This is a genomic window from Acinetobacter sp. USHLN143 (assembly GCF_037145695.1).
Lineage (GTDB): Bacteria > Pseudomonadota > Gammaproteobacteria > Pseudomonadales > Moraxellaceae > Acinetobacter > Acinetobacter fasciculus.
This window is the reverse complement of sequence record NZ_JBBCWZ010000005.1, coordinates 70297-83122: the sequence shown is the minus strand read 5'-3', so window position 1 is coordinate 83122 and position 12826 is coordinate 70297. Positions and strand designations below refer to the sequence as shown.

Annotated in this window: 8 protein-coding genes and 3 pseudogenes; 6 read left to right on the top strand and 5 right to left on the bottom strand. The window is 31.2% G+C overall.

Features of this window, described 5'->3' with window-relative positions:
* From WFH18_RS02965 to WFH18_RS02940, 6 genes and pseudogenes are all read left to right on the top strand, one after another.
* A pseudogene (locus WFH18_RS02965) lies at positions 1 to 109 on the top strand (transposase); the annotation flags it as partial.
* Between the two features lie 223 nt (positions 110 to 332).
* Positions 333 to 965 carry a hypothetical protein gene (locus WFH18_RS02960; protein WP_336754581.1) on the top strand — a complete coding sequence of 211 codons (633 nt, stop codon included), beginning with the start codon at positions 333 to 335 and terminating at the stop codon, positions 963 to 965.
* Positions 966 to 1050: 85 nt separating this feature from the next.
* Positions 1051 to 1749: a fimbrial biogenesis chaperone gene (locus WFH18_RS02955; protein WP_004278365.1), complete on the top strand. Its 699-nt coding sequence runs from the start codon at positions 1051 to 1053 to the stop codon at positions 1747 to 1749.
* Positions 1750 to 1753: 4 nt separating this feature from the next.
* Positions 1754 to 4075: a fimbria/pilus outer membrane usher protein gene (locus WFH18_RS02950; protein ID WP_222110677.1), complete on the top strand. Its 2322-nt coding sequence runs from the start codon at positions 1754 to 1756 to the stop codon at positions 4073 to 4075.
* Positions 4076 to 4082: 7 nt separating this feature from the next.
* Positions 4083 to 4496, top strand: coding sequence for a hypothetical protein (locus WFH18_RS02945; RefSeq protein WP_336754580.1), 414 nt, complete (start codon positions 4083 to 4085; stop codon positions 4494 to 4496).
* 172 nt (positions 4497 to 4668) lie between these two features.
* Positions 4669 to 5016, top strand: a pseudogene (locus WFH18_RS02940) (glycosyltransferase family 1 protein); the annotation flags it as partial.
* Positions 5017 to 5241: 225 nt separating this feature from the next.
* On the opposite strand, the gene WFH18_RS02935 reads toward WFH18_RS02940, so the two are convergent.
* The 5 genes and pseudogenes from WFH18_RS02935 to WFH18_RS02915 all read right to left on the bottom strand — a co-directional run.
* Positions 5242 to 6615, bottom strand: a complete 1374-nt coding sequence (locus WFH18_RS02935; RefSeq protein WP_178904616.1) for a tyrosine-type recombinase/integrase — start codon at positions 6613 to 6615, stop codon at positions 5242 to 5244.
* Positions 6608 to 7093, bottom strand: coding sequence for a hypothetical protein (locus WFH18_RS02930; RefSeq protein ID WP_178904617.1), 486 nt, complete (start codon positions 7091 to 7093; stop codon positions 6608 to 6610). Before WFH18_RS02930 ends, WFH18_RS02935 begins: the two co-directional genes overlap by 8 nt.
* A 1-nt stretch (position 7094) precedes the next feature.
* A complete protein-coding gene (locus tag WFH18_RS02925; RefSeq protein WP_222110678.1) occupies positions 7095 to 9395 on the bottom strand; it encodes a hypothetical protein in 2301 nt (766 codons plus the stop codon).
* Entirely contained in the window at positions 9395 to 11761 is a 2367-nt protein-coding gene (locus tag WFH18_RS02920) for a hypothetical protein (RefSeq protein WP_221260589.1), read from the bottom strand. Before WFH18_RS02920 ends, WFH18_RS02925 begins: the two co-directional genes overlap by 1 nt.
* Positions 11762 to 11899: 138 nt before the next feature.
* A pseudogene (locus WFH18_RS02915) lies at positions 11900 to 12805 on the bottom strand (YifB family Mg chelatase-like AAA ATPase); the annotation flags it as partial.
* Between the last annotated feature and the right edge of the window lie 21 nt (positions 12806 to 12826).

Below are 12826 nucleotides of genomic sequence, written 5' to 3'. Positions count from 1 at the left end.
GATGAAATATTATTGGCGAGATTTTCAAGTCATGACAGCTGACAAAATAGAGCAATGGGTGGAGAAAGTATCAAACCAATTCGGAAAAGAATACATGTTTACTTTTTAATGGATACTTAAGGTTAATAAAAACAATTAGATATGTTATGCCTGAAAATAGGGATATGAAAAAAATCCCCAAAATTTGGGATAAACAGGAAAAGTAAATAAAAATAAATAAATAAATTAAAAATATTTAATAAATTACAATTACATAATTTTAATTTTTACAAAAAATAATATTGCATGATAATTCATGTGAATATGGGATATTAGGTTCTTTTTTTCTCAACTTGAATAAGAATGAGTCAGCACCTAGGGGAAGTGAAATTAATTGGATTTTATTAATAAATACCTTGGATGCGCATATTAATAAATCTCTAAAAGAGAATGGAGTAATTGCTATGAATAAATTAATCAAAGTAACGATGTCAGCATTAGTTTTAAGTTTAGGGACAGCAGCATATGCTGGTGGTAAACCAGGCGGTGGGCACCCAGGCGGTGGTGGGCACCCAGGCGGTGGGCACCATTCTGGAAATCATGGTTGTAGTTCTTCAGGTGATTGTAAGGGTAAGATTGATATTGATTTGGTAGTAGAAAAACACTGCGATCTTGATATTGATGAATCACTACTAACTTTGGATAAAACCAACAGTTATACAGACTCAACAAAGTTCCAAGTTCGCACCAATGCAAATTATTTCTTGGCAATTACAGCGCCAACGACTTTAGCTAATGGAAGTCGCACTGTTCCTGTAGCTGTAACGACAACCGGTGCTGGTGGTCCTTATAGCAGTCCTACAGTAATTAATTGGGATGGTACAGAGCATGAATATACTGTTCAGGCTTCATCAGCAGGTTTAGATGCAATGTCGACTTATGCTGGTACCTACAAAGGTACATATAAGGTCGAAGTCAAATTCTAACACCTAGATAACTTCATACTCATAGTTGGAGGTGTTTTAACACATCTCCAACTTCTTTCTTCATAAAAGAATAAGAGGTGGATATATGTTTCGATCATTGATTTTTATTCTTTTGGGGGTAGTTTGGACGTTGACTGCACATGCTGGAATTCAATTTAGTCCCATTCAAATGTATCTTAAAGACCCTACAAGACAAAAAAGTACAACTGTAGTTGTGGAAAGCACGGGTTTATCGACATCAAAACTTTTTGAGGTTTTAGCTTTTAAGTGGTCTCAAGATAATAAAGGTGAAGATATATTGATCGAAGATGAATCGATCTTATTTAACCCTAAAATTTTTGAACTTAAGCCTGAGTCAAAGCAGTTGGTGCGTGTTGGATTTACTCAGCCACCAGTATTGGCAACTGAAGGTACGTGGCGAGTCATCTTTAAAGAAGTAACGCCAGTTGCTGAAAACACAGCGATTAACTTTTTATTTAACTTTTCATTGCCTTTATTTGTGGGACCTCAAGCAGACCCTAAACTTTCAGTTAATTTGAAAAAGGCAGATGTATCACAAATAATCTATGTTGAAAATAAGGGGAGCTCTCATGTTAAGTTGACTGAGTTACAGGTTATAGATGCTAAAGGTATAACGATGACCAAAATGGCACTAAGCCAATATGTGCTTGGTGGTAATACTATTGAAATACCATTAGAAGGTTTTAAAACTAATGGTGAAATTAAAATTAAAATTAAAACAGAAGATGATGAGAAATACTTAGAATTTATGATCAAAGGGTGATGCTATGATAAAAAGAAATTTTTTTTTATTTATGGTTGTTACTGTAAGCCAAGTGAGCTTAAGTGCTGAAGTGCTTACACCAACGTCAGACCAGCAGCTCAACACAGCCATTGTCAATATTTGGGTCAATGGTGTGGACTATGGAGTGGAAAGTGTTGCTTTTGATCGTTTAGGAAAAAAATTTATTGAATGTACAGCATTATCAAATATTGGAATTGTGGTTGAAAAGTTAGAAAAGGACAGTGTTAAAAAAGATTTTTGTAGTTTGGCAAGCCCTTCCATTACCTTCACTGAAGATCCATCACTCCAGAGCTTAAATATTACCATTCCCGCTGAGTACTTCGCCAATTCGAGCAATAATTTTGTGTACAACACGCCGAGTAAAGCAAGCTTTGGTGGATTTTTAAATTATAGCTTGTTGTACTCACGTGATGAGGTTGAAGAAGAGTTTAATACCTTAGCAGAGCTTGGTATTTTTAAAGATTATTGGTTATTTAAAAATTCATTTATTTATAGAAATAATCCTCTTGATACTGAGAGTAAATTTCTCAGGGTTGAAAGTGTATTTGAATTAGAATTCCCTGATAAATTTTGGCGTTTGACATTAGGAGATAACACGACATCTTTAAACAGTTTAAATAATTCATTTCGCTTTGGTGGGCTTAGTTTTGGAACCAATTATATCGTACGCCCAGACTTTGTGTACTGGAATAGCCCAACATTACAGGGGAGTGCTGCAGTACCTTCAACGGTTGATTTATATTTGAATGGAGTCAATCTGTATCGAGAAAATGTTGGACCTGGAAATTATTCACTACCAACCAGTGGTTTATTAAATAAATCAGGAAATGCACAAATTGTTGTAGAAGATATTCTGGGTAATCGGACTGTTCGAAATTTTCCTATATATATTAATAACCGTTTGTTAAAGCCAAAGTTGGATGAATTTAATATTTCTATAGGTAAACTTCGGTACGGATATGATGAAGTGGAAAGTGATTATCGAGATTTTTTTACTAAGCTTTTATATCGTAGCGGAATTAATAATTACTCGACGCTTGGTACGGATATGCTATATAGCGATAAAGTCCAAAATGTGAGTTTATTGTGGACTCAAGCCATTAAGAATTATGTTTTATTAGATACGATATTATCAGGAAGTAACGCAGATGATAATAATGGTTATGCAGCTTCTTTAGGAATAAGTCGTGACTTTGCTTGGTGGTCTGTGGGTATGCAAAGTCAAATATATTCAAAAGAATATAGGTATTTAGATCTTGAGGATACTCTAACGTATAAAAAAATGACCAATCTATTTTATTTGACTCTTACAAATCTTAATTATTTGGATAGTGTAGGATTAAATTATATTGATCAGACTTATTATAACAATGATGAAGTGAGTCTTGATGATCGTAAAGTGCTTAATCTGAGTTTAGGTAAGAGATTGACACCGAAGTTAGATGTCGCTTTTGGATATTTTAAAGATTTTGGTGGGGATAGCGATTCAGGATTTAATATTGTCTTTAACTATGATTGGGGTGATCGACGTCGGCTAACTTTGGATCATTATACACAAAATGAAAGTACCCGTTTGAACTATTCTCGAACGACAATTGGTCAAGAAGGGTTTGATTATACCGTGGGTGTTAACCATATGGATAATGAGGTTAATTTAAATGGATACGGACTGTGGAAAACAAATGTTGGTGATTTGAGGCTCTCGCATGATGAATATAGTGATGGACGATTAAGTCAAGTGAATTTTAATGGCGCATTGGTTTGGTTGGGTAATCAGGTTGCTTTAACTAAATATGTTAATAATTCATTTGCTTTGTTAAATGTAAGTGATCATGCAGATTTAGATATTTACCGTTCTTCATCTTTGATTGGGAAGACCAATCAGAAAGGATATATGTTTGTACATAATATTATTCCATATATTCAATATGACTTATCTTTTGATCAGAACCAATTAAATATGGATGAAACTTTTGATTATGCTTCGAAGAAAATAGTTGGTTTAGATCAGCGGGGCTATAAAGTTAATTTCCCAATTTATCAAACTAAGCGAATAGCAGTTCGTTTAATTGATGCGCAAAGGCAACCTTTGATTCGTGGTGCTCAAGTTGTCGTTAACGATAAAACTGAAGAACCATATTTTGTAGACAGTAAAGGAGTGGTTTATGTCTATGCAACCCAAGCAGCAGCATATAAATTTTTCGTAAATTTACAAGGAGGTCAAACTTGCCAAGCAGATGTTGTGGTTTCGCAAAATCAATTCCAAGATCCGGAACACGAGATTTTGGATGTTTTATGTAAATAGGTGAATTATGAAAAAATATATAATATTGGTGTTGAGTGCGTGGATGGCAACATCAGCACAAGCAACACAACAATGTGCAATTGATGGTTTTTCAAACTCAAATATGCGATTAAGTAGTTATAGGCATAGTCAAGCTGCAACTTCATTTAATGTGCGTTGTGATCAAGGTTATTCGATTGTTTTTAACAGCGAAAACCTTACCAATGCAAATGGAACAAGCTATGTTTCCAATGGGCCTTATAAGTTGCGGACCCAATTAAATTTGCAAGGTGCTGGGCAAAATTTATGGGGGGTTCAATTAAGACAAGCACCATCTGAAAGACAGAAATATGTAATTGCCGTTCAACTGCAAGATAATCCCTATAATGGTGTGCCTGCAGGTGTGTATAAAGATAGGGTTTCTGTTGATATAATTTTTTAAAGAGAATGGATATGCAGTATTCATTATTTTAGTCCAAGATTTCATATGTGACTCTTGGACTTTTTATTTATAAGTATGTTAATAAGCGGGTTTTCATTAATTTATTGTGGTCATAAAATATTCACATGTGTGTTCTAAGATTGAATAAAATATAACGATATAAGAGTGTTTAATGAATCTGCTCAATTATCCAACGCAGTTTGAACAACGATCGAATAAATTATTCAAATTTTCTTTCAAAAATCAGAACCTCAATCCTAAATTTCAACATAACTATTCAATTCAAACACTAATCCGGCCCCCTCTAAAAATCGCCATTGTGACAGATACGTGGGCGCCAGAAATTAATGGTGTTGCACATTCTTTATTGCAACTGTGTAAGGGCTTGCAGCAACAAGGCAACTCCATTTTTTTAATACGCCCAGAACAGTCCGAAAGTTGTCAGGATTTTCGACCTGATCAAGAGTGTTTGGTTCGAGCGCAGTCGATTCCTAAATATTCAGGTTTACAATTTGGCTGGACTTTGTTGCATAAATATGTAAGCATCTGATTTAAATAAATTTAATTTTAGATCAAAAAATAATCAAAACTTTTAAAATCATATAGTTATGAAATCTTTGTGCAACAAAGCCCATCAAATTTATTAACAAGATCTTGAATCTGCTTTTTTCTTTCTGCTAAGTTGATCACTTTTAACTCTTAGAGGTACTAAATATCGAGTAAATATACTATAAAATTAATTAGCTTAATCATTTAAATTTTCATAAATTTTAATTAACTCAATAATTAAATTTAATTCATTCGAAATATCTGGTTGTGAAGACTCTTTACTTAAAGCTTTTAGTTTTTCAATAATTAACTTTATAGAAGCTTTTTTGGTAAATAAGTCAGAAATATTATGCTTACGAATAAAGTCTGAAAGGGCTAAATGAACATAAGGTTTAACTGATTCAATAGATGAATGTCCAGTCCATTCTAATAGTTCTAGAGTAAGAAGTTCAGTATTAGTTAGTAGTTCATTAAGGACTTCTGGATTTTTATTAGAATAATCATTTAGTATGCATTTTAGCTGCTCAGTAATAAATCTATGTCTAAACATATGAGCCATAGCATCTCCAGTAACTCCTGAATTTTTTTTCCAGGAATTAATATAAGTTGTTAATGTATCAGGTGATAATGGCTTGCCATTTTTATGATTAATGAAAACATAATCATGATCTTCTATATTTAATTTTTTTATTATAGATGTTCTATATTTTCTTATATATGAATTTAAATTTAATAGAAAAATTCTAGGAACAGGAATATAACGATAAGTATTATCAAATAGCTTCTTCAAATTAAAGATTTTAAGACTTGGTGAGATATCCGTGCTTTTTAAAGCATTTTTTACGTCACTGACTTTTAATAGTAGTACTTCTGATCTGCGTGCTCCAGTTTGTTCTAAGGTTTCAATTAAACATAAGTTACGAATTCTTAATGCTTTATCATTATGATTTCCAATAAATTCTTTTAATGTTTCTATTTTTGAATCGGAGATAGGAAATCTTCTCTTTAGGGGACTTTTATAAGGAAAAGATAGGTGGTCATAAGTCTTGTTCTTATGTTTAGTTCTTAAATTAGCATAATTTGATTTTTTTTCAAAAACATATATAGCATTAAAGCTATCTGTACCTATAAAGTATTGGAGTTTATATATTTTTTGTATAAAAAAAAGGAATTTTATACATTCTCTCCCAATCTTTATAACTTGATTATTTTCCCGCTTTCTTTGATTGGTTTTAGGATCAACTTCAATAATTAAAGAATTAATAAATTCTTTAAATAGATTATCATTAAGGCTAGAGAAAGAAGGTATAGTCTTTTTATTATAGAAGCAGAATTTAACTAAATGATATATATTGTTAGCATATGTTCTTAATGATCCTCCACGATGCTTTTGCGATTTACTTAATTTAACTTGTTCGAGCATGTAGCAATTAGCCTCAAAACAAGGTATCCCATTAGGATAGTAAATCATAGGAATAGAGCCTTTTTTAAAGAACTTAAGCTCCTCATCAATTATAGAGTAATAATTAAAAAGTATAAAATTATCAATCAGTTGTATTGAGTTATTCATGCGGATCTCCTTGGGTGTAACCAAGTAAGATTTCAATTTCTTTATTTTTGATTTTAAAATCTTCAATTAGTTCAGAATTTCCACTTTTGTAAGCATAATCATGAAGTTTAGACATTAGTATTATTACTAATTCGGAAAGTTGTAAGTTTTTAACTTGCAGATTATAAATAACTGTTTGCTCATTTTTTCTAGAATTATTATTTTTTTTGATATTTTCAATTGATCTCTTCGCATTAAGTCTATAATTATTTAACTCTAAATAACCTCCATTAATTAGTTTGTTAGCTTTATTTACATGGGTGTTAATAGATAGAGAAACTATATTTAAATTTTGATCTTCAAATTTTGCAAAATTGATTTTTGACCTAAGGATATTTCTATAATGTCCATTATTATATTTATTTGGATTTTCGATAATATCTTTTAATAGCGAAATTTCATTTTCAAAAGATTTTTTTAAAATTTCAGAATTAAACATGTTATTCACCAGTAATGGTTAAAATTAGTTTGAAATCTCTAATCTTTCTACCATCCTCTGTTAGTTTTGTAAAAAACTCAGGCTTTAAGTCAATTATATTAGTTTCAATGAGTTGTGATATTTTATTCTCGGCATCAATTACATCTTTTAAATAATAAACACATTCCATATGTTTGTATTGTTCAAATGTTTCTACTTCTGATAGAAAAGAAAACTCACTTACTTGATAATGTTCTAAAAGTAAAGGGAATAGTTTTTCAATATTTTCTATATGCTTTTCCCTGTCAATATTTTGAAATTCTTCTATAATTGATCTTGCTTTTATTCCAGCTAAAGTTTCTCCATTAATATTTTCAGTAATATAGTGATATAAATGTTCAGTATCGGTATGACCTAAGAAGTCCCTTAATGCATCTAAACCTTCATAACTTTTAGACCAAAAAAACAACATTGCAAAAAATCGCCTTAATTGATGTTGTCTAATATAAAATCTTCTAAAGTCGTTCTTTTTATACTCAATCACTTTTGAAGAGAAATAATCACAGAAAAGATCTAAATTTTTATTATATTTGGCTATATTTAAATTAGAAATTTTTAAATCTTTTGGACTTATACCTATTAAGAGGGAAGTGTCATTGCTACAAAAATTATTTTTAATTAAAAAATTATTAAATTTTTGAAGTTTGTATATAAAACCCGCTATTGATCTTAAAATTGGTTTGGATAATATTTCTCTATACCTATCTTCGAAAGAGAATCCACTTTTTCTATTTTCAAATAAGATATCAAAATCAATGTCATTATTCTCCAGTGGATCTAAATTTTTAGGTAGTAAACAATATTCATTTTTCATTTCAATGATTTCTGCTTGTCTTCGAGCCATTGTTGCTCCTATTAGAACTTGTAAGCTCGAAATTAGAACATCAAATAAGTTAAAAAGACCTTCATTATTCCTGATTTTATTAATTCTATTTTCTGCCTCGGGCTTAATATTCCATTGCTGTACACCAATATTTCGTAATTTAGTAGTTAAAAATAAATTAATATTAATATTTTTAATTTCATTTTTTTGAATTAATTTTTGATTTTTAATATATATAAAAACTCTTTCTATTGATGTTAGGATTTCATCCATATACTCAATAAGGAATTCAAAGGCATGCTTTATAGATACAAAAACTATATCAGAAGGCAATGTTACGAATCTTCCTAAAGGGGTAAGTTCAACTTGATTGTTAATATCCTTTAAATTAATTTCTCCTATATTTGATACTATATTGCAGCTAGTTAAATAATTTTTTTTATTTATTATTTGTGAGGCTAGTGCAATCTTGCTAAGGTAAAAAGACATAGCTTTAAAACTTAAAGATTCAGACTCCTCATTTCTTACTGGTACTGCTTTATATTCCTTGCTATCACAACAATCTTCGACAAGGTTAAATTCTTCAATAATTGGAAATTTAATTTCATATATAGAAATACAGTTCTTATATAAAAAATCAAAGTAATTTGTTCTTAAACTTATTCCCTTTCTATGAGGATGCTTTTTATAAGCATTATTTTTATATAACCAAAATCGACACTTGTTAATTTGATCTTCATCTAGATTTAAATGTATATTTTGATTTTCTGGCTCTGAATAAGGATACTTTTCTAAAAAATCCCTATATTCTACTAGATCTATATGCTCAATTTTATCTAGAAGAAAGTTTTGTACTCTTTTAGAGTATTCATATATGCCTTCTTCACATCCATATTTTCCTAATTTTACTAAAATGTCTATGAAAAAAGGTTTATCTAATGCATTTAATTGTCTTTGTTTTAACTTAATTTTTTCTGAATTTAATATTATGCTATCAATTAATATATATACTTGTCTTATGGCTCTATTGATTGTTACCTTGCTTGGATTATTGCCATTGTAGTATTTTGGGTTACCACAATATATAATCCAGTCTTTGAAAAAATTTAATAAATTTTTATGGTCAATTAATTTTGATTCATCATTTATTATAATTTTCTCAAAATTAATTACTTGTGGTTGTTTTGTTAGGTTTAATATCCAAATATTATCAGTATAGGTTGTCTCTTCTGAAAACCAATAAGGCTTTTCATGGCTAAATTTATAAGCATTTATCAGTGGAGATAATGCTTTTTCAATAGCTTTTTCGACTTTGTGATTATATTGCTCTTTATCCAATATGATTTTTTTTAAAACATTAATTTCTTCATTGTTTAAGTTTGTTAAATCTTTTTTATTTTTTTCAATTTTGTCTATTAAATTAAGTGTTTTAGCATCCATTACTTAACTCCTTCTATTGCCTTAAATACTGTTCTTTCTGGCAGAGGGCTTTTCTTAGCCTCTTGATAAATGGCTAAAACATCATCATCTATATATAAGGCTTGATTCCTGTTTTTTAAAGCAAATTCTAACTGTGAAATTATGAAGTGTGCACTTTGATGCCATTTACTTATTATTGTATTTAACTCAACTATATTTTCTTTTTTATCAAAGAAATTAATGATTGCTATTAACCATTGGAGTAAGCCAACAGAGAGGGGAAAAACACCAATAGTATTTTCTTTATCAATATTATTTTTACTATATGGTCGAATTTTTCCTTTTTCTAAAAATTGTGGAATACTTTCTAAGCTATGATTTTTCAGGAATAAATCTAATTCTTCTGGTGTAAAATCTACCGCTTTATATAAATGCTCACTTGTTTTCATGGCTTCATATACAATTGCATTTTGAAAAATTCTTATCCACCTATTACTAAAATAGTTCCATAAGGGTTGGGGAAGATATTTTTTTATTAGCCTAGGCTGGCAATATTCATGACCCAAGGCAGTGCTCATTGCATATATTGATGCAGTTTCGATATAGATTTTTACAGCATTCGATGCTCTAAAACGGGTCAATGAAAGATTGTCTAAAATATTCTTTGCTTGTATTTCATTTCTTATAAGATTATTTTCTTGGTCATAAGAATTTTTGATAAATATTTCTTTATAATACTCTCCATTGGGTTTGGTTGTAGGATTTGGAATTTTTTTGCTTCGTGAGGGTGGAGTAAAAACACTACTAGAAGTTAAAAGCATATATTCATAATTTTTATCATCGTTTTGTTTTAAGTGCTCTCTCCCTATCTTGGTTATTTTAATCAAGCATTCCACTATATATTTTGATTTCTCATTTAAAATAATAGTCTGCCTTGCATTTTTATAACCTTTTCTGCTTTTATAAGATGTAATACACCATTGCCCGTTGATCTCTTCATATCCTGTTCTGACTCCATTTTCATAAAGTTTCCATTCTGTTAACCATGCTTCTGTTATTGCAGGATGTTCATAAATCAACAAAATTAAAAATGGATAAATTGTTTTAAAATCAATTTCAGGTATATAATTTCTTATCAATTTTGTTTTTCTAATTAATCCTAAAAATGACTGATAATGAGATACATTAGGATAGGTAAAAGGGTATTCCCTATAAGTAGCGCAAACATTTTCTATATTATTTAGTCCAACTGATGTAGGATTTTTACTTCCTCTACCTCTTAAAACTACTGTTTCTTCTGGTTTTTTAATTCTTCCTTTGTCAGCAAACTCATTAAAATTTTTATATATATCCATAATTTGTTTAATATGTTGTTCACAACAAGAGACAACATGCTGAATATCTTTAACAATTTCTTCGAAAATTTTTTCTTTAGCTTCTTTTGTGGAATAAGAAATAGGTACTCTTGTAATAAGTTTGTCAGTAAAGACTTCTTCTGCTTCATTTTTTAAGTGTGTATAGTCTCTAAGATTCGATTTTTTAAATACTGGGGCTAGTATTGGGTAATAGGTAGGAGGAAATATTTTTTCTTCAATTAGATCGTTATATAAGCATACAACAGCACTCCATCTTTTTAAAAAGGATTGATGTGATAGTCTTTTCTGTTGAATTTCTAAAATACATATATTTAATATCCTATACATGGTTTCGAAAGCATTTTGGCTATTCATGTAATACATTAATTCTTCTAAATTTTTGAATGCTAGAGTTAGCCTATTTAATAATAATGTTAAATTACCTACATCCCTTTCTAAAGTGACTTTATTTTTTCTCAACCCTATATTAATCATGGCATTATGAATTTTTCTTGTGAATTCTTCGCCATAAAGTGTGTAGCAGTTTGCTAAGTTTAAATAGATGATTTCCTGGTCACTACTTCTAATAGGCCAACCTGAATAGAATAAGAGTCTTTCGTTAGGATCATATGCTAAATAGGATTTTATTAGATCTTGTACATCTGAACTTATCGAATCATTGCTAACTTTGACTTTACTAAGCTCAAGTTTTTTCAATTCAGCTAGTTTAGAGAAAAATTTATAGGCTAAAAAAGAATATAGGTATTTAACCCGAATACTCGTGTCTAATTCTTTATAAATAAAACAGATAAATGATTTATAGTGATTTTCTAAATTTTCATTATTCAATGGCTTAAAGTTAAAATCCTTAATAGGCTTTTTATACTTAATTTCTATAAAAATAGCTAATAGGTCTGAAAAGTAATATGTTTTTCTTTTATATGTTGTACCTAAACTAAGATCAATTATCTGTTTTATCTCATCAGATAAGACATGCTCCAAGGAGTAATGATCAAATTTAAGACTTAACATTCTTACCCTCAACGAATTGATCTTTACATATTGCTATTTTTGATCATATCTTATTCAATTAAAAGTGTAGATATGTAATTAAGTTTTTCATTAAAATAGCTTTTTTATATTTTGATGATAATTCTAATTTAGGGAAACAGGCAGTTCGTCCAGAAATAAAACCCCTAAATGTGCCAGGGTAATTTCTCCTGGCTTGGGGTGTGAGCCGCCACCGACCAATGCCACCGCAGAAGCAGTATGGTGTGGTGCTCGAAACGGCCGTTGTCCAAAAGGGTGATTGGCATTCGCCACCGAATAAATACTGGCCACTTCCAGATTTTCCTGCGTCTTTAAGGGCGGCAAAATACTGGCCAATCGAGAAGCCAGCAAGGTCTTGCCTGTTCCGGGTGGGCCTCGAAACAGCAGGGAATGACCACCTGCCGCAGCAATTTCCAAGCCACGCCGTGGTCGTAATTGTCCTTTTACATCCGCCAGATCAAACTTATAAAAATGGTCTGTATTGAGTGGACTGGCTTCTATTTGCGGTAAGCGCTGCGCTTGGGAAAGATGTTCACACACTTCTTTTAAATGATTGGCTGCAAAGACTTTAAAGTCTGGGAGCTGACAGGCTTCCTGTGCATTGGGGCCAGGCAAAATCAGTTGATGCTGTTCACTTTGACAGGCAATGGCAATACTTAAGGTGCCGCTGACAGGACGTAATTGACCATCGAGGGCCAACTCGCCAATAAACTCCAGATGCTCAGTACAATCTTCAGGCAGCTGGCCTGAAGCCACTAAAATGCCTAATGCAATCGGTAAATCCAGACGTGATCCATCTTTCGGTAGATCTGCTGGCGCCAGATTAATGGTCAGACGTTTGGTCGGAAATTGAAAGCCGCTATTCAAAATGGCAGAGCGTACCCGGTCTTTACTTTCACGTACCGCTGCTTCGGGAAGCCCCACTATAGTGAGTGAAGGCATACCCGAACTGACATGAACTTCGACTTCAATTAAAGGCGCATGCAGGCCCAGCAAGCCTCGCGTATAAATTTTAGCAAAAGACATTATTATTGTTCCAATATGGTG

Excerpts from the sequence above, each read along its gene's own strand:
- WFH18_RS02955 (WP_004278365.1), top strand. The coding sequence starts at position 1,051 with ATGTTTCGATCATTGATTTTTATTCTTTTGGGGGTAGTTTGGACGTTG.
- WFH18_RS02950 (WP_222110677.1), top strand. The coding sequence starts at position 1,754 with ATGATAAAAAGAAATTTTTTTTTATTTATGGTTGTTACTGTAAGCCAA.
- WFH18_RS02945 (WP_336754580.1), top strand. The coding sequence starts at position 4,083 with ATGAAAAAATATATAATATTGGTGTTGAGTGCGTGGATGGCAACATCA.
- WFH18_RS02935 (WP_178904616.1), bottom strand. The coding sequence starts at position 6,615 with ATGAATAACTCAATACAACTGATTGATAATTTTATACTTTTTAATTAT.
- WFH18_RS02930 (WP_178904617.1), bottom strand. The coding sequence starts at position 7,093 with ATGTTTAATTCTGAAATTTTAAAAAAATCTTTTGAAAATGAAATTTCG.
- WFH18_RS02925 (WP_222110678.1), bottom strand. The coding sequence starts at position 9,395 with ATGGATGCTAAAACACTTAATTTAATAGACAAAATTGAAAAAAATAAA.
- WFH18_RS02920 (WP_221260589.1), bottom strand. The coding sequence starts at position 11,761 with ATGTTAAGTCTTAAATTTGATCATTACTCCTTGGAGCATGTCTTATCT.